General features: G+C 53.1%; 13 protein-coding genes. 3 read left to right on the forward strand and 10 right to left on the reverse strand.

Going from position 1 to position 18,021, the window contains the following annotated elements; all coding sequences use genetic code 11:
* Positions 1-14: 14 nt before the first annotated feature.
* The 8 genes from nuoE to truC form a co-directional block, all read right to left on the reverse strand.
* On the reverse strand, positions 15-488 hold the full coding sequence (gene nuoE / locus ACTHTG_RS05420; RefSeq protein WP_004519138.1) for an NADH-quinone oxidoreductase subunit NuoE: 474 nt from the start codon (positions 486-488) through the stop codon (positions 15-17).
* Positions 488-1,744 carry an NADH dehydrogenase (quinone) subunit D gene (gene nuoD, locus ACTHTG_RS05425; protein ID WP_004519139.1) on the reverse strand — a complete coding sequence of 419 codons (1,257 nt, stop codon included), beginning with the start codon at positions 1,742-1,744 and terminating at the stop codon, positions 488-490. Before nuoD ends, nuoE begins: the two co-directional genes overlap by 1 nt.
* Positions 1,734-2,327: an NADH-quinone oxidoreductase subunit C gene (locus ACTHTG_RS05430; RefSeq protein WP_002216335.1), complete on the reverse strand. Its 594-nt coding sequence runs from the start codon at positions 2,325-2,327 to the stop codon at positions 1,734-1,736. Before ACTHTG_RS05430 ends, nuoD begins: the two co-directional genes overlap by 11 nt.
* Before the next feature lie 12 nt (positions 2,328-2,339).
* Positions 2,340-2,822, reverse strand: coding sequence for a NuoB/complex I 20 kDa subunit family protein (locus ACTHTG_RS05435; RefSeq protein WP_002215610.1), 483 nt, complete (start codon positions 2,820-2,822; stop codon positions 2,340-2,342).
* Positions 2,813-3,169, reverse strand: a complete 357-nt coding sequence (locus tag ACTHTG_RS05440; RefSeq protein WP_003686600.1) for an NADH-quinone oxidoreductase subunit A — start codon at positions 3,167-3,169, stop codon at positions 2,813-2,815. The genes ACTHTG_RS05435 and ACTHTG_RS05440 overlap by 10 nt, the downstream gene beginning before the upstream one ends.
* A gap of 325 nt (positions 3,170-3,494) precedes the next feature.
* Positions 3,495-4,952, reverse strand: coding sequence for an oligopeptide:H+ symporter (locus ACTHTG_RS05445; protein WP_004519140.1), 1,458 nt, complete (start codon positions 4,950-4,952; stop codon positions 3,495-3,497).
* 199 nt (positions 4,953-5,151) lie between these two features.
* Entirely contained in the window at positions 5,152-6,255 is a 1,104-nt protein-coding gene (gene prfB / locus ACTHTG_RS05450) for a peptide chain release factor 2 (RefSeq protein WP_003681666.1), read from the reverse strand.
* 97 nt (positions 6,256-6,352) lie between these two features.
* Positions 6,353-7,069 carry a tRNA pseudouridine(65) synthase TruC gene (truC, locus tag ACTHTG_RS05455; RefSeq protein WP_004519141.1) on the reverse strand — a complete coding sequence of 239 codons (717 nt, stop codon included), beginning with the start codon at positions 7,067-7,069 and terminating at the stop codon, positions 6,353-6,355.
* A 140-nt stretch (positions 7,070-7,209) separates the two neighbouring features.
* On the opposite strand from truC, the gene ACTHTG_RS05460 reads away from it, so the two are divergent.
* Positions 7,210-7,938, forward strand: coding sequence for a TIGR00730 family Rossman fold protein (locus ACTHTG_RS05460; protein ID WP_440360567.1), 729 nt, complete (start codon positions 7,210-7,212; stop codon positions 7,936-7,938).
* Between the two features lie 109 nt (positions 7,939-8,047).
* Here the strand turns inward: ACTHTG_RS05460 and ACTHTG_RS05465 are convergent, their stop codons facing one another.
* Together ACTHTG_RS05465 and sstT are read right to left on the reverse strand one after the other, a co-directional pair.
* Positions 8,048-9,904 carry an ABC transporter ATP-binding protein gene (locus ACTHTG_RS05465; RefSeq protein ID WP_440360568.1) on the reverse strand — a complete coding sequence of 619 codons (1,857 nt, stop codon included), beginning with the start codon at positions 9,902-9,904 and terminating at the stop codon, positions 8,048-8,050.
* Between the two features lie 231 nt (positions 9,905-10,135).
* Positions 10,136-11,359: a serine/threonine transporter SstT gene (gene sstT / locus ACTHTG_RS05470; RefSeq protein WP_440360569.1), complete on the reverse strand. Its 1,224-nt coding sequence runs from the start codon at positions 11,357-11,359 to the stop codon at positions 10,136-10,138.
* 447 nt (positions 11,360-11,806) lie between these two features.
* On the opposite strand from sstT, the gene ACTHTG_RS05475 reads away from it, so the two are divergent.
* The gene (locus ACTHTG_RS05475; protein WP_440360570.1) at positions 11,807-13,648 is read left to right on the forward strand and encodes an autotransporter assembly complex protein TamA; all 1,842 of its coding nucleotides are present in this window, start codon (positions 11,807-11,809) and stop codon (positions 13,646-13,648) included.
* A gap of 78 nt (positions 13,649-13,726) precedes the next feature.
* Entirely contained in the window at positions 13,727-17,875 is a 4,149-nt protein-coding gene (locus tag ACTHTG_RS05480) for a translocation/assembly module TamB domain-containing protein (protein WP_440360571.1), read from the forward strand.
* The last annotated feature ends 146 nt before the right edge of the window (positions 17,876-18,021 follow it).

Raw genomic sequence — 18,021 nt, forward strand, 5'->3', positions numbered from 1 at the left:
TTTCAGACGGCCTTTTATTTCAGTTCGGCAAGTTTCTTGTCAATCGCTTCTGCGGTCATAAAGCTGCACATGCTGTGGTTGTTGACCAGCATGACCGGAGCGTCGCCACATGCGCCCATGCATTCGCCTTCGACAAGGGTAAATTTGCCGTCGGGCGTGGTTTCGCCGTAGCCGATACCGAGTTTTTGTTTGAGGTATTCGCCGGTTGCCATACCGCCGCGCAGGGCGCAGGGCAGGTTGGTACAAACGGTCAGTTTGTATTTGCCGACAGGCTCAAGGTCGTACATATTGTAGAAAGTAGCGACTTCGTAGGCTTGTGCAGGCGAGATGCCGATATAGTCTGCGACAAAAGCGATGGTCTCAGGAGCAAGCCAGCCTTTTTCGGTTTGGGCAATACGCAATGCGCCCATGATGGCGGAGCGACGTTGGTCGGCAGGATATTTTGCCAACTCGATGTCAATTTGTTTTAAAGATTCTGCGGATAACATTATCGGTCAACCTCCCCGAATACGATGTCCTGCGTACCGATGATGGCAACAACGTCGGCCAGCATGTGGCCTTTTGCCATTTCGTCCATGCCTTGCAGGTGGGCGAAGCCGGGTGCGCGGATTTTCAGGCGGTAGGGTTTGTTTGCGCCGTCTGAAATGATGTAAACGCCGAACTCGCCTTTCGGATGTTCGACAGCGGTGTAGGTCTCGCCCTCGGGAACGTGCATACCCTCGGTAAAGAGTTTGAAATGGTGAATCAGGTCTTCTATACCTGTTTTCATTTCGGTACGTTTGGGCGGAGCGAATTTGTGGTTTGTGGTAATGACCGGACCCGGATTGACACGCAACCACTCGGAACATTGTTTGATGATGCGTACGGATTGACGCATTTCTTCCATACGGCAGAGGTAACGGTCGTAGCAGTCGCCGTTGACGCCGACGGGGATGTCGAAATCCATTTTGTCGTACACTTCGTAAGGTTGTGTCTTACGCACGTCCCATTCCACGCCGGAACCGCGCAACATAACGCCGGTAAAGCCTTTTTGCATGGCGCGCTCAGGAGTGACAACACCGATGCCGACGGTACGCTGTTTCCAAATACGGTTGTCGGTCAGGAGGGTTTCGAGTGTGTCGATGTTTTTCGGGAAACGCTCGCAGAAGGCGTCGATAAAGTCGAGCATGGTACCTTCGCGGGATTCGTTGAGCTGCTTCAATACTTTGGCGTTGCGGAATTTGCTGCTCTCGTATTTAGGCATGAAGTCGGGCAGGTCGCGGTAAACGCCGCCGGGACGGAAGTAGGCCGCGTGCATACGCGCGCCGGAAACGGCTTCGTACAAGTCCATCAGCTCTTCGCGGTCGCGGAAGGCGTAAAGAATGGCGGTCATCGCGCCGATGTCGAAAGCGTGCGAACCGATGCCCATTAAGTGATTGAGGATGCGCGTTACTTCGGCAAACATCACGCGAATATACTGGGCGCGGATAGGTACATCGATACCGGCAAGTTTTTCTACCGCCAAGCAATACGCCTGCTCGTTGACCATCATGGAAACGTAGTCCAAACGGTCCATATAGGGCAGGGCTTGCAGATAGGTTTTGGTTTCAGCCAGTTTTTCAGTACCGCGGTGCAGGAGGCCGATGTGCGGATCGGCACGGACGATGGTTTCGCCCTCCAACTCCAAAATCATACGCAATACGCCGTGCGCCGCAGGGTGTTGCGGGCCGAAGTTGATGGTGTAGTTTCTTAATTTATTGGCCACCGTAGTTCTCCTCACGGACGATACGCGGCGTGATCTCGCGCGGCTCAATGGTAACAGGTTGGTAAATCACGCGTTTTTGCTCTTCATCGTAACGCATTTCCACATAGCCGGAAATCGGGAAGTCTTTGCGGAACGGATGTCCGACAAAACCGTAATCGGTCAGGATGCGGCGCAAGTCCGGGTGGTTGTTGAACATGATGCCGTACATATCGAAGGCTTCGCGTTCGTACCAATCCGCGCTGTTGTAAATATCGACGACGGATTCGACTACTGGGAAGTCGTCGTCTGAAACCCAGACGCGTACGCGGATGCGTTGATTGTTTTTAACGGAAAGCAGCTGACTGACGACGGCAAAGCGTTTGCCCTGCCATACTTCGTTTTTGTAAGTGCTGTAATCGACACCGCACAAGTCAACCAGAAGCTCGAAATGCAGCTCTTCATGGTCGCGCAATGCGGTCATGACTGAAATATAGTGTTCGGGCAGACACTCGACGGTAATCTCGCCCAAAGCTGAAATGACTTTGCTTGCCTGATCGCCAAGCACGCCGACGACGGTCTCGTATAAGTTTTGAATGCTTGCCATATCGTCCTCTCCTTACTCGTCACGCGCAATGGTGGAAGTGCGCTTGATTTTTTGTTGGAGCTGAATCAGGCCGTAAATCAGGGCTTCCGCAGTCGGCGGACAACCCGGCACATAAACGTCTACCGGCACGACGCGGTCGGCACCGCGCACAACGGAATAAGAATAGTGGTAATAGCCGCCGCCGTTGGCACACGAGCCCATAGACAATACCCAGCGCGGCTCGGCGAGCTGGTCATACACGCGGCGCAGTGCAGGTGCCATTTTGTTGGTCAACGTACCTGCCACAATCATCAGGTCGGCCTGACGTGGGGACGGACGGAAAATGATGCCGAAACGGTCAAGGTCATAACGCGCCATACCCGCATGCATCATTTCCACGGCGCAGCAGGCCAAGCCGAAAGTAACCGGCCACAATGAACCGGTACGCATATAGTTCAACACCGTATCCGCGCTGGTGGTGATGAAACCTTTTTTCAAAACGCCTTCTATTCCCATTCCAGCGCACCTTTTTTCCATTCGTAAATAAAGCCTACCGTCAGAACGACGATAAACACTAGCATAGACCAAAAGCCGTACGCGCCCAAATCTTTGAACACAACTGCCCATGGCAACATGAACGCGACCTCCAAATCAAACAGGATGAAGAGGATGGCGACGAGGTAATAGCGCACGTCGAACTTCATCCTTGCGTTCTCAAAGGCTTCAAAACCGCATTCGTAAGCCGCGTCTTTTTCGGCATAGTGACGTTTCGGGCCTAAAATTGTGCCGAGCAAAATAAACAGCACGCCGGCCGCAAGGCCGACGAGGATGAATACGAGGACGGGAAAGTAACTGGCCAACATGGTCGTACCTAACTGGTTGACAGACAAATCTTAAAAATAGATTACCATTTTATCGAATTTCAAAAGCCATTTAAAGGTAAATATCAGCAAATCAGCAAAAAAACCTCAATAAATTCAATAAAGTTATGAGAACAATTCTTATTTGTATTTAATATTTCCAAATTTTAATTTCGGTTTAATTATGTATCATTTAATTTAAATTTTCCGCCTATTCAATTTATGCCCCGAATCCTCCCTCTTTCCGATTCCCAATAAAACATGAGGCCGTCTGAAATAGATTATTTTCAGACGGCCTGCGTACATCACATCCATTTAAATGGAAAAATCAATCGACACCTTTGAGCATGCGGTTCAATACCGGGGCGAGTACCAACAGGATACCGCAGGTTACCGCGCCGATGGTGGCCAGCATCCAGTAGAAATCCAATGGCGACTGAGCATTGTAGTAGTCTTTAAACAACACTCCGCCCAAGGTAAAGCCGATGGACAATGCCAAGAAATTCAAAGCAACCATTTGTGTTTTGAACATGCTCGGTGCGATTTTGGTAGAAAACGACAGCGAAATCGGCGACAGCATCAGCTCGCCTATCGTAATCGCCAGCAACACCAGCATAAACACGATAATCGGCATCGGGGTTCCGGATGAAATATACGGAATAAAACTCAAATAAGAGACGCCGGTTACCAACATGGCCAGTGCAAACTTCAACGGCGTTTTAGGTTGGCGTTTGCCCATTTTCGTCCACACCGCCGCCATCACGCCGGAAAAGAGGACCACCCACATGGCCTGTATCGAATCTTTCCATGAAACAGGCACGGTAAAGCCGAAGAAAGTACGGTCCACCGTTTCGTCAAAATAAACCGTTGCAACGGTGTACACCTGAAACCAAACCGCCCAGAACATACAAATGGTCAAAAACAGCGGAATATAGGCCACAATATAGCGTTTATTGGCCGCTTCAACCTGGCTGCTGCCCAGCAGGCGTGCAAAATAAGCGATAACGGTAATAATGACCACGCCTAAAAGCCAGCGTGAAAAGTTCTCAAGATTGAGCGCGCCGGAAGCAATCACGCTGCTCAACACCAAAACCAGCAACACACCGACAGCTATTGCAGTCTGTACCTTTTCAGGGCGCAACGGATTGGGAGCCGGCGTATGCGGCAGGTTTTTACGGCCGCGCGAATACCACAGCAGGCCAAATGCCATACCGACGGCCGCCGCGGCGAAACCGTAATGGAATCCCATTCTGTCTTGCAAAATACCGGTCAACAAAGGGCCTAAGAAACCGCCGATATTGATGGAAATATAGAAAATAGAGAAACCGGCATCGCGCAATTCGCGCAGGTCGTCCCGTTCATACAAAGAGCCGACCATCGAACCGGCAGACGATTTCACGCCGCCGCTGCCCAGCGCGATAAACACCAAGCCCAGCAGCAATCCCATCAAACCCGGCACAATCGCCAATAAAATATGGCCGGTCATCACGACGATGCCGGCGATAAACAGGGTACGCTCCGCGCCCCAAATGCGGTCGGCCAACCATGCGCCGAGAATCGTGGACAGGTAAACGCTGCCGCCGTACGCGCCGACAATGCCACCGGCCAAGGCTTTATCCATACCCAAACCGCCTTGATTCGCGGCGTAATATAGATAAATCAGCAGGATGCCCTGCATACCGTAGAAGGAAAAACGCTCCCACAGCTCAATATGGAATAGGGTGGATAATTGCAAAGGATGGCCGAAGAAAGTTTTCTCGGCAGAAGACAGCTTTTGACCGGACATTTAATAAGTTCTCCTAATATATCGGACAGGATCAGGCTTCAGACGGCCTATTGCACCTACCAATCATTTTTATAGAAACTATATATTACCGCCAATCTTTGCATTTGCAAAACATGTTTTAATATTTGCAAAATAATGTTTCTTTCAAACTGAAAAATGCCGTCTGAAATCTTTCAGACGGCATTTTATGTTTTACGGTTTATACGCCTTGTTTCAGGCTGGCTTCGATGAAGCCGTCCAAGTCGCCGTCCAATACGGCTTTGGTGTTGCCGACTTCGTAGCCTGTACGCAAGTCTTTGATGCGTGAGGAGTCCAAAACGTATGATCGGATTTGGCTGCCCCAACCCACATCGGATTTGCCTTCTTCCAACGCCTGTTTCTCTTCGTTGCGTTTGCGCATTTCCAATTCGTACAGTTTGGATTTCAACATTTCCATCGCAGCAGCTTTGTTGGCGTGTTGCGAGCGGTCGTTTTGACATTGCACTACAATCCCTGTCGGCTCGTGGGTAATACGCACGGCGGAGTCGGTTTTGTTAATGTGCTGACCGCCGGCACCCGATGCGCGGTAAGTGTCGATGCGCAAATCGGCAGGGTTGATTTCGATTTCGATGGAATCGTCGATTTCGGGGTAAACAAACACGGATGAAAAAGACGTATGGCGTTTGTTGTTGGAGTCAAACGGTGAGTAACGAACCAAGCGGTGAACGCCGGTTTCGGTACGCAGTAGGCCGTAGGCGTATTCGCCTTCCACGCGGATGGTGGCGCGGTTGATGCCTGCGATTTCGCCGTCGTCTTCTTCAAGGATTTCGATTTTGAAGCCTTTGCGCTCGGCGTAGCGGCTGTACATGCGGAACAGCATGCCCGCCCAGTCTTCGGCTTCAGTACCGCCTGCGCCTGCGGTGATGTCGATAAAGCAGTTGTTCGGGTCGGCAGGCTGGTTGAACATTCGTTTGAATTCGAGGTCGGCCATTTGTTTTTCCAAACCGGCCACATCTTCCTGTACGGCGGCGAAACCTTCTTCGTCATTTTCTTCGACGGCCATTTCAATCAGCATGCGGTTGTCTTCGATGCCTGTGGCGATGTTGTCGAGGGTTACCACGATGCCTTCGAGGATCTTGCGCTCTTTGCCGATTTCTTGGGCGCGTTTGGGGTCGTTCCAAAGTTCCGGATCTTCGGAGAGGCCGACGACTTCTTCAAGGCGGTCTTTTTTGCCTTGATAGTCCATATAGACGCGGATGTCTTCGCTGCGCTTCTCCAAGTCGTTTAGGGTGTTGTTAAGCTGGTTGATTACTTCGGCTTCCATGATTCTTGTGTTCTTTCAAAATTTTAGGGGCGTATTGTAAGGGATTTGCCTGTTTTTTTCCATGACCGGGCCGTCTGAAAATGTACGGTTCGGGTTTTCAGACGGCCTCGGTTTTAAATTTTTCCATCCAAAGCTGCCAGTCGTTGTCTATCGGCGCTTGTACGGTCATCCGACTACCGTCTTCTATGCTTTGAAAACTGAGGCTCTGCGCGTGCAACATTAAGCGTTGCGTGCCGATATGTTCGGCAACGGCATGGTTTTGGCGCAAATCGCCGTAGTTGGTGTCGCCGACGATGGGGTGGAAAATGTGTTTCATATGGCGGCGGAGTTGGTGTTTGCGGCCGGTGTGCGGCGTGAGTTCGGCCCACGAATAACGCGAAGTCGGATAACGCAGGGCGGATTGGAACGGCAACTCGGTTTGTGCCAGACAACGGTAGGTGGTTTGCGCTTCCTGCAATGTGGCTTCGGTCTGCGCTTCGGCGATTTTGTCGGGCATATATTTGAGGGCGTAATCAATCAGGCCGTCTGAAGGTAGATGACCGCGAACAATCGCCCAATAGGTTTTTTCGATGGTTTTGTTTTCAAACTGCTGCGTCAGTAACCGTGCGGCTTCCGTATCGAGGGCAAACAGCAAGACGCCGGAAGTCGGGCGGTCGAGGCGGTGGACGGGATAGACGTGCTGCCCGATTTGGTCGCGCAGGGTTTGCACGGCAAAACGGGTTTCGTGTTTGTCTAACCAGCTTCGGTGCACCAGCATTCCGGCAGGTTTGTTGACGGCAACGGTGCGGCTGTCGCGGTGGATAATATCGAGCATGGCGGAGCAGTTGAATAAAAGCAGATATTGTAACGGGCTTTTGAAGATGTGGCAGGCACACTTGCCGCCGAAACCCAACTTTCAGACGGCCCGCCTCTTTCGGGTTACAATACTGCACATAAAAACACGAAGGAAAAGCTGTGAGCCTGCTCAAAAAACTGCCCAAACCCATGCTGCCCGACGAAACACGCCGCGATATTCAGGCGCGCGAGTCGTATCATGTATTGAAGATTATTTCCGAATTTGTCGAAGCCGGCGAAGAATTGCGCGCCATTCAGCCGGCCGTCAGCATTTACGGCAGCGCGCGCACGCCCGAAAACCATCCCGACTACGCATTCACATTGCGCTTGGCACGCAAGCTGTCGGATGCCGGATTTTCCGTCATTTCCGGAGGCGGGCCGGGCATTATGGAAGCGGCCAACAAAGGCGCGTTTGCAGGCGCAAGTCCGGCGGTGGGGCTGAATATCGTATTGCCGCACGAGCAAAAAGCCAATCCGTATCAAGATTTGTCGATTAAATTCCAACACTTCTTCCCGCGCAAAGTCATGTTCGTCAAACACGCCGTAGCGTATGTCGTCATGCCCGGCGGTTTCGGCACATTGGACGAATTGTTTGAAAGCCTGACTTTGGTGCAAACCGGCAAAACGCCCGACCGCCCGATTATCTTAGTAGGCAAAGCATTTTGGGCGGGACTGTTGGACTGGATACACGAGCAGTTGCTGGGCAGAAATCTGATTCTGGAAGAAGACTTGAACCTGATCTGCGTCATCGACGACGAAGACAAAATTATCGAAGAAATCTTCGCCCATTACGAAAACCGTTTGGAAGACTTGTCCGAGCACCAAAATGCTTGGTCGCTGGGGCTGTAAAAAACTAAGGTTTCAACTGAAAAAGCGGTTATCCCGCCTGCCCTCTGCTTCATGAATAAAGGCCGTCTGAAAATGTTTTCAGACGGCCTTTTATCTTCTTTCAAAGCGTTTAATTGTTTTCCCACTCGACATGCTCACTCAAGAAGCCGCCGCTTTGGTGCGCCCAAAGTTTGGCGTACAGACCTTGTTTCGCGAGCAACTCGGTGTGGCTGCCTTCTTCGATGATGCGGCCTTTGTCCAAGACGATGAGGCGGTCCATCGCGGCGATGGTGGAGAGGCGGTGGGCGATGGCAATCACGGTTTTGCCTTCCATCATTTTGTCGAGGCTTTCTTGGATGGCAGCTTCGACTTCGGAGTCGAGCGCGCTGGTGGCTTCGTCAAGCAACAGAATCGGCGCATCTTTGAGCATGACGCGGGCGATGGCGATGCGCTGGCGTTGGCCGCCGGAAAGTTTCACGCCGCGTTCGCCGACGTGCGCATCATAACCACGCCGGCCTTTGGCATCGGAAAGGTTGGGGATGAAGTCGGCGGCTTCGGCGCGTTCGGCAGCGGAAATCATTTCAGCGTCTGTGGCGTCGGGGCGGCCGTAGATAATGTTGTCGCGCACGGAGCGGTGCAGCAGCGAGGTATCTTGCGTTACCAGACCAATTTGGGCGCGCAGGCTTTCTTGGGTCACGCTGTCCACGTTTTGGCCGTCGATCGAAATCGTGCCGCTTTGCGGTTCGTAAAAGCGCAGGAGCAGGTTGACGATGGTGGATTTGCCTGCGCCGCTGCGGCCGATCAAGCCGACTTTTTCGCCGGGTTTGATGTTCAGGTTAAAGCCGTTGAGGAGCGGTTTGCCTGCTTCGTAGGAGAAATCGACGTGTTCAAACTTGATTTCGCCTCGGGTAACTTTCAGCGGCAGGGCTTGCGGCTTATCGAGGATGGTGTGGGGTTTGGACAGGGTGGCCATGCCATCGTTGACGGTACCGATGTTTTCAAACAATCGGGCGGATTCCCACATGATGTATTGCGACAAACCGTTCACACGCAATGCCATGGCCGTGGCGGTGGCGACCGCACCCACGCCGACTTGGCCGTGATACCAAAGCCAAATGCCCAAAGCGGTTGTGCCGACGGTCAGCGAACTGTTGACGATAAAGCTGCAGGTGTACAGCAGCGTTGCCAAACGCATTTGGGCATGGACGGTTACCATAAATTCCTCCATCGACTGCTTGGCATAAGCGGCCTCGCGTGCGCCGTGGGAGAAGAGTTTGACGGTGGCGATATTGGAGTAGGCGTCGGTAATGCGGCCGGTCATCAGCGAGCGCGCATCGGCCTGACGCGCAGCGGTTCTGCCGAGCTTGGGAATCAGGAAACGCATAATCATGGCAAATCCAATCATCCAGCAGATAAACGGCACGATAAGCCAAGCATCGAATGAGGACAGAATCACGCCGGAAGTGATGAAGTACACCAACACATACACAACCATATCGGCAACAGTCATCACGACATCGCGCAGCGCCAGCGCGGTTTGCATGACTTTGGCGGACACGCGGCCGGCAAACTCGTCCTGATAAAAGCCCAGGCTTTGACCCAGCATCAGGCGGTGAAAATTCCAACGCAGGCGCATGGGGAACACGCCTTGCAGGGTTTGCAGGCGCACATTGGAAGCGAAAAAGGTCCAAACGGCAAAAAATGCCACCATGACCATCATGCCGATTAATGCATGGCCTTTTTCAACAAAAAGCGTTTGCGGCGTATAAGCGCCGAGCCAGTCGACCACCTTGCCCATAAATTGGAACATCAAGGCTTCCATGATGCCGACGCCGACCGTAAACACGGCCAACACGGCGATCCATTTACGCACGCCTTCAATATTGCTCCAAATAAACCGCCACAACCCTTTTTCTGGCGTTTTCGGAGCAGCTTCTGGATAAGGGTCGATGCGTGACTCGAACCATGAGAATATTTTTTTAATCATTGTTTTTTTTTGCAAATGTGATAAGACGGTCAGGCCGTCTGAAAAGGATAACTCAAATACATTCAAGACTGTATTTTACGGGAAAAATCCAACTGATGACAACGGATACCGTCAGTCCGACCAAACCAACCTATCGGCTTGACCATCTAAAAATCCCTTTGCTTTGCCCAAAACAAAGGCCGTCTGAAACTGTTCAGACGGCCTTTGCTGGATTTAGGTTAATCCTAAAAATCACTCTTTACGTTGACGACCCAAATCGGCAGCGGCAGTGAACAAAACGTCGGTGGAAGAGTTCAACGCAGTTTCTGCAGAGTCTTGAATCACGCCGATGATGAAGCCGACGGCAACCACCTGCATGGCCACATCGTTATCGATACCGAACAGGCTGCACGCCAAAGGAATCAGCAGCAACGAACCACCGGCCACACCGGATGCACCGCACGCGCTGACGGTGGCCACCAGGCTCAGCAGCAGAGCAGTGGCGAAGTCAACCGTAATGCCTTGCGTGTGCGCCGCAGCCATCGCCAAAACGGTAATGGTGATTGCCGCACCGGCCATATTGATGGTTGCACCCAATGGAATGGAAATAGAGTAAGTGTCTTCGTGCAGGCCTAGTTTTTTCGCCAATGCCATGTTCACAGGGATATTGGCGGCGGAAGAACGGGTAAAGAAGGCATACACGCCGCTTTCACGCAGGCAGGTAAACACCAGCGGGAAAGGATTGCTGCGGATTTGCGTCCACACAATAATCGGGTTGACCACCAAGGCGATAAACAGCATACAGCCGAGCAATACGGCCAACAGCTGCATATAGCCGGCAAGCGCTTCAAAACCGGTTTCCGCAATAGTAGAAGACACCAAGCCGAAAATACCCAACGGCGCAAAACGGATAATCCATTTCACGACGGTCGAAACGGTATCGGCCAAGTCGGCCGCCACTTGACGGGTCGTATCCGAACCGTGATGGCGCAAAGCCGCGCCCAATACCAAAGCCCAAGCCAAAATGCCGATATAGTTGGCATTAGCCAGCGCGTTAATCGGGTTAGCCACCAAATTCATCAGCAGCGTTTTCAATACTTCGATAATGCCGGAAGGCGGCGCAACGGATACATCGCCGGCCGTACGCAGAATCAGCGTGGTCGGGAATGCCATACTGGCGACAACCGCCACCACGGCCGCGGCAAACGTACCGAAAATATACAAAATCAAAATCGGTTTGATGTGGGCCTGATTGCCTTTTTGGTGTTGCGCAATGGCGGCAGTCACCAAAACAAATACCAAAATCGGCGCGATAGCCTTAAGCGCACCGACAAACAGGCTGCCCAGCAGTCCTGCACTGATACCGACTTGCGGCGAAACTGCGCCCACAAGAATACCTAAAACCAAGCCGATGGCGATTTGTACCACCAGGCTGACGCTGTTGATCGCGTTTAAAAGCGGATTGCCACTTGCCATATCCGTTCCTTCAATTTAAAGATATGTTAAAAAAGTCTTACATTCTAAAATAAAAAATCATTTGTCGGCGAGGTTTTCACGCACACCTCACAAAAACAGCATCAAAGTTTAGCATTTATGACACAGTTGGCACTTTATGCCAAAAATACGGTCAAACCAGCTCAAATCCTACTTTCAAGCATATCCATACCGTTGCTTTACTTCTCTATATCTTGCTTTCAGACGGCCTGAAATCTGCGCCATAAGGCCGAATACAAAGGCAACTTCATCAGCCAAAATACAAAAACATAAATATTACAATCGTATAGAAACAAACCAAAATCCGCCCTTACGTCACATTTTGCAACATTATCGCGCTAAATTTCCGTTTATAACCATAGCCTGAAACCTTGCAGAAATAATGTTAAAATCCCCAAACTGAAGAATTGTCGCTGTCGAACACACATCATGACCAAACTGACCTACCCTGTTTTATTTGCATCATTGGCGCTCGCCTACGGACACGCGTTGGCAGTAGATACTTCCGTTCCCAAAGCGGAAGACTACGAAGCCGTTCCCGAATCTGAAATGCCCAAGCAGCCCAAAGACGACCAAACAGGCAAACTCAAGCCCAAATTCCCCGTCAAAATCGACACCCAAGACAGCGAAATCAAAGAAATGCTTGAAGAATACCTGCCGCTGATTACCCAGCAGCAGGACGAAGAACTGGACAAAGAGCAGGTCGGCTTCCTCGCCGAAGAGGCTCCCGACAACGTCAAAACCATGCTCCGGACCAAAGGCTACTTCAACAGCAACGTCAATATTCAAGACCACGGCGAAAGCTATACCGTCAACGTCACCCCCGGCCCGCGCACCAAAGTCGACAACGTCAGCGTAGCCATCCTCGGCGACGTATTGAATGACGACAACTTGGCCGAATACTACCAAAATGCGATGGAAAACTGGCAACAGCCCGTTGGAGAAAACTTCGACCAAGACGGCTGGAGTGCGAGTAAAACCTCTGTCCTCAGCGCGGTAACACGCAAAAAATACCCTTTGGCGAAACTCACTACCACCCAAGCCACCATCAATCCCAATACGCAAAAAGCCGACTTGAACGTCATCGTGGAAAGCAACCGCCCCATTTACTTCGGCGATTTCCAAATCACCGGCACACGCCGCTACCCTGAGAGCGTGGTTTCCGGCATGGCGCGCTTCCAACCCGGTTCGCCTTACGACTTGGATAAAATCCTCGACCTGCAACAGGCGCTCGAACAAAACGGCCACTATTCCGGCGCATCCGTACAAGCCGACTTCGATCAACTGCAAGGCGACCGCGTTCCCGTCAAAATCAACGTGACCGAAGTCAAACGCCACAAACTGGAAACCGGTATCCGCTACGACTCCGAATACGGAATCGGCGGCCGCATCGCCTACGACTATTACAACCTCTTTAACAAGGGCTACATCGGTTCGGTCGTTTGGGACATGGACAAATACGAAACCACGCTGGCCGCCGGTATCAGCCAGCCGCGCAACAACCGCGGCAACTACTGGACAAGCAACGTTTCCTACAACCGCTCGACCACGCAAAACCTTGAAAAACGCGCCCTGTCCAGCGGCATTTGGTATGTCCGCGACCGCAACAATATCGATGCCCGCTTCGGCCTCGAATTCATTACCGAAGACCGCAAAGTCCCCGACACCAGCTACGATTTGGGCCGAAGCCATGCCACCATGCTGACCGCCTCATGGAAACGGCAAAGCATCGAAACCGAGCTGCATCCTCAAAACGGCTACTACCTCGACGGCAAAATCGGCTCGACCTTGGGCAAATTCCTCTCCTCCACCCAAATGGCACGCGCCACGGCACGCGCAGGCTATTTCTTCACGCCTGAAAACAAAAAAATCGGTACATTCATCGTACGCGGACAGGCAGGCTACGTTTATGCCCGCGAAGGCGAAGAAGTACCGTCCAGCCTGATGTTCCGCACCGGCGGCGCAACTTCCGTACGCGGTTACGAACTCGACAGCATCGGCTTGGCCGGCCCCAACGGCTCCGTCCTGCCGCAACGCGCCTTGGTGGTCGGCAGCCTCGAATATCAATTCCCGGTTACCAAAAGCTTCTCCGGCGCCATCTTCCACGATGTCGGCGATGCGGCAAGCAACTTCAAACACATGACCTTAAAACACGGTACCGGCTTGGGCGTGCGCTGGTTCAGCCCGGTTGCGCCGTTCTCCTTCGACATTGCCTACGGCCACCACGACAAAAAAATCCGCTGGCACATCAGTTTAGGCACAAGGTTTTAACAAACATACACCATCCATTTTTTCAGACGGCCTCAGCCATTCCAGGCCGTCTGAACAACAGACAAACAGAAAAATATCATGACCGATACTGCAAACACTTCCACGCCGTCTGAACAACAGCCCGCCCCGCCAAAGCGCAAAAAACGTCTGTTGCGCGGCTTTGTCCTGTCCGCCTTGGGCGTATTGACCGTTTCTGCCGGAGCGATCGGCTGGCTGGTCGGTACGGAATCGGGTTTGCGTTTCGGTTTGTACAAAATCCCGTCATGGTTCGGCGTCAAAATCTCTTCGGACACACTGAAAGGCACGCTGATTGAAGGTTTTGAAGGCGACAAATGGTTGATTGAAACAGACGGTGCGGACATCAAAATCAGCAGCTTCCGTTTTGATTGGAAACCGTCCGAGCTGTTCCGTCCGTCTTTGCACATTACCGAAGTCGTGGCCGGCGACATCGCCATCGTGACCAAGCGCACGCCGCCCAAAGAAGAAGAGCCGTCAAAAGGCCTGCCCGACAGCATAGACCTGCCCGTTACCGCCTATCTCGACCGTTTGGAAACCGGCAAAATCAGCGTGGGCAAGCGTTTTGACAAGCAGACCGTCTATCTCGACCATCTGCACGCGGCCTACCATTACGACAAAAAAGAACACCGCCTCCACATCAAAACCGCCGATACACCATGGAGCAGCTCGACAGGCGCGGTGGTGCTCGGTTTGAACAAACCCTACGTCCTCAATACCGCCATCTACACCAAAGGCCAGCTTGAGGGCGAAACCATACACGGCACGGTGCGCCTGTGGGGCAGCCTGCAAGACGTGTACACCGACCTACTGCTCGACGGCGACAACGTTCATTTGTCTGCCAAATCCACCATCCACCCATTCGCCGACAGCCTCAACGAAACCGTCGGTGAAATCCTGGTTAAAGGTTCCAACATCAATCCGCAGGCCTTCCTGCCCACCCTGCCCAAAGCACGTCTGAATTTCGACGCCACCACCATTCCGTCCTTTACAGACGGCGTTGCGCTGGAAGGCTCGATAGACTTGGAAAACGACCAAGCCGGTTTTGCCGATGAAAACCATATCCCCGTCAAACGCATCCTCGGCGAATTCATTGTCGACGATAAAGGCACGGTCAAAATCGAAGACATCGGCGTCGGCCTGCTCAAAGACGGCAGCATTGATGTATCCGGCTCTATCGACACCGCCCAAGACCAGCTCAAACTCGCACTGGGCATCAACAATACCGGCGCGGACGACTTTGTCCGTCAAAACATCGCAGGCCGTCTGAACGGCAGCATCGACGTCAAAGGCGAAACCTCCTCCCCCATCGTCAACTGGAATCTCGACAGCGGATTTGCGCGTACAGACGGCATGCTGTTTTTCCAAACCGACAAACAGCTCGGCCAGCGTACGCTCAAGCTCGACAAAGTCCGTCTGGTTCCACAAAACGGCGGCGAGCTCAACGCCAAAGGCTCGCTCGAACTCTTTAAAGACCGCAAACTGCAACTGGACATCGTCAGCAAAGCCTTCAACCCTGCGCGCATCGATCCGCAGCTTCCGCAAGGCAGCGTCAACGGCAACATCAACTTGACCGGCATACTGGCGCAAGAGAAATTCGCTGGCAAAATGCAGTTCGCACCGAGTACGCTCAACGGCGTTCCACTCAGCGGCAAAGCCGACGTCGCCTATGAAAACAAACACCTCTCGCGCGCCCTGACCGACCTGACCCTCGGCAGCAACATCGTCAAAACCAACGGCAGCTTCGGCAAAAAAGGCGACCGCCTCAACCTCAACATTACCGCCCCCGATTTGTCGCGTTTCGGCTTCGGCTTGGGTGGCCTGCTCAACGCGCGCGGCTATATCTCCGGCAGCTTTTCAGACGGCCTCAAAACCCTTGAAGCCGATTTGAACGGCGAAGCACGCAACTTCAAAGTCGCCGATGCCGTCAACATCCGCACCCTCGACTTCAAGCTCAAAGGTTCGCCCGACACCAACCGTCCGCTGAGTGCCGACATCAAAGGCGAACACATCGCCGTCTCCGGCGGCGCGGCCATGATCGACAACGTCAACCTGCTCATCAGCGGCACAGGCTCGCACCACCACATCCGCGGCAACAGCAACATGGCAGTGGACAACAAACGCTATAAGCTCAACCTCGACGCCACCGGCGGCCTCAACAAAGACCAAACCCAATGGAAAGGCACGGTTGACACGCTCGACATTAGCGGCGCGTTCAACCTTAAACTGCAAAACCGCCTCAACCTCGAGGCCGGCAGCGAACGCGTTTCCCTCAGCAGCGCGCGCTGGGCGGCCATGGGCGGCAGCCTCAACCTGCAAAATTTCGTTTGGGACAAAAAAGCCGGCATTACCAGTAAAGGCAGCGCGCAAAATCTGCACATTACCGAGTTGCACAACTTCTACACCCCGCCCATCGAACACAACCTCGTCTTGGGCGGCGACTGGGATTTGGCTTACAGTCAAAACGCGCGCGGCTTCCTCAACATCAGCCGTCAAAGCGGCGACATCATCCTGCCGGGCAAAGATCCGAAAAACAAACAGCCTTTGGGACTTTCCGCGCTCGCCCTGCGCACCCGTTTCCAAAACGGCCGCATCGACAGCACGCTGGAAGGCAACACCCGCTTCGGCAAAGTTGACGGCACGCTCGGCATCGCCCAACAGTTCGGCAACAACATCAACAACGCCCCCGTCAGCGGCAAAGTCAATATCAGCGTTCCCGATTTAGGCTCGCTCAAATCCTTTATGCCGGCGACAGCCCAAGGCATTGCAGGCCGTCTGAACGCGACCGCCACCATCGGCGGCCGACTCGGTTCGCCCACCGTCAACAGCAACCTCGACCTCCAAACCAATTACGGCCGTGCCGACGGTACCGTCAACATCGGCCAAGGCACCAGCTTCGACACTGCCCCTCTGAGCGGCAAACTCAACCTGAACGTCGCCAACCTCGAAGTCTTCCGCAACTTCCTACCCGTCGGCCAAACTCTCAAAGGCCGTCTGAACGCCGCCGTCAACTTGGCAGGCCGTCTGAACGATCCGCAACTAAGCGGCCTGATTAACGGCGACAACCTCTATTACCGCCATCAAACCCAAGGCCTGATTCTCGACAACGGCGTATTGCGTTCGCGCCTGCAGGGTCAAAAATGGGTGATCGACAGCCTCAAATTCCACCGTGGCGGCACGATTGAGCTCAAAGGTGCGGTCAACCTTGCCAACGCCAACCCCGATGTCGACGTGGACATCGTCTTCGACAAATACCGCACCCTCTCGCGTCCAAACCGCCAACTGCAGCTCTCCGGCGCGGCCAAAGTCCTCTACAATCCGGAAAAAGGCGTATCGCTCAACGGCACGCTCAACACCGACTACGGCAGGTTTGGTTCGCAAAAATCCTCCATGCCGACCCTCGACGACGACGTGGTCGTACTGGGCGAAACCAAAAAAGAAGCAACGGCCACCACGCCGATTAATATGAACCTTGTCTTGAACATCAACGACAATGTCCGTTTTGTCGGCTACGGCGCAGACGTTACCATCGGCGGCAAACTGTCCATCACATCACGTCCGGGCGAAGCCGTCCAAGGCGTCGGCACCGTGCGCGTTGTCAAAGGCCGCTACAAAGCCTACGGCCAAGACCTCGACATCACCAAAGGATCGGTTTCCTTTGTCGGCCCGCTGACCAATCCAAATCTTAACATCCGTGCCGAACGCCGCCTCTCCCCGGTCGGCGCTGGCGTCGAAGTCCTCGGCAGCCTCAACAATCCGCGCGTGACCTTGGTTGCCAAGGAAGCCATGAGCGAAAAAGACAAACTCTCCTGGCTCATCCTCAACCGTGCCAGCAGCGGCAGCGACGGCGATAACGCCACGCTCTCCGCGGCCGCCAGCGCACTGCTTGCCGGCCAAGTCAACGACCGCATCGGCCTTGTGGATGATTTGGGCTTTACCAGCAAACGCAGCCGCAACGCCCAAACAGGCGAGCTCAACCCTGCCGAACAAGTCCTGACCGTCGGCAAACAGCTCACCAACAACCTCTACGCAGGTTACGAATATGGCATTTCCAGCGCCGAACAATCCGTCAAACTCGTGTACCAACTGACCCGCGCCATCCAAGCCGTTGCCCGCATCGGCACGCGCTCCTCCGGCGGCGAGTTGAAATACACCATCCGCTTTGACAACTGGTTCGGCAAAGACGAACCCGAGCCGGAAGAACAACACTAAAAGCCGTGAAAAAGGCCGTCTGAAATTCATCTTTCAGACGGCCTTTATCTTGTTCTACCGTATTAGAATCTTCAGCCATGCCTCAAAAAACAAAGGCCAACGGCGCAAGTTTAAAAATAAATGCAGCTAAAAAAGTGAACGGCAAA

The organism is Neisseria sp. P0017.S009, from assembly GCF_051957375.1.
Classification (GTDB): domain Bacteria; phylum Pseudomonadota; class Gammaproteobacteria; order Burkholderiales; family Neisseriaceae; genus Neisseria; species Neisseria perflava.

Coding starts and splice junctions, on each gene's coding strand:
- nuoE (WP_004519138.1), bottom strand. CDS start 488: ATGTTATCCGCAGAATCTTTAAAACAAATTGACATCGAGTTGGCAAAA.
- ACTHTG_RS05430 (WP_002216335.1), bottom strand. CDS start 2,327: ATGGCAAGCATTCAAAACTTATACGAGACCGTCGTCGGCGTGCTTGGC.
- ACTHTG_RS05435 (WP_002215610.1), bottom strand. CDS start 2,822: ATGGGAATAGAAGGCGTTTTGAAAAAAGGTTTCATCACCACCAGCGCG.
- ACTHTG_RS05440 (WP_003686600.1), bottom strand. CDS start 3,169: ATGTTGGCCAGTTACTTTCCCGTCCTCGTATTCATCCTCGTCGGCCTT.
- ACTHTG_RS05445 (WP_004519140.1), bottom strand. CDS start 4,952: ATGTCCGGTCAAAAGCTGTCTTCTGCCGAGAAAACTTTCTTCGGCCAT.
- prfB (WP_003681666.1), bottom strand. CDS start 6,255: ATGGAAGCCGAAGTAATCAACCAGCTTAACAACACCCTAAACGACTTG.
- truC (WP_004519141.1), bottom strand. CDS start 7,069: ATGCTCGATATTATCCACCGCGACAGCCGCACCGTTGCCGTCAACAAA.
- ACTHTG_RS05465 (WP_440360568.1), bottom strand. CDS start 9,904: ATGATTAAAAAAATATTCTCATGGTTCGAGTCACGCATCGACCCTTAT.
- sstT (WP_440360569.1), bottom strand. CDS start 11,359: ATGGCAAGTGGCAATCCGCTTTTAAACGCGATCAACAGCGTCAGCCTG.
- ACTHTG_RS05475 (WP_440360570.1), top strand. CDS start 11,807: ATGACCAAACTGACCTACCCTGTTTTATTTGCATCATTGGCGCTCGCC.
- ACTHTG_RS05480 (WP_440360571.1), top strand. CDS start 13,727: ATGACCGATACTGCAAACACTTCCACGCCGTCTGAACAACAGCCCGCC.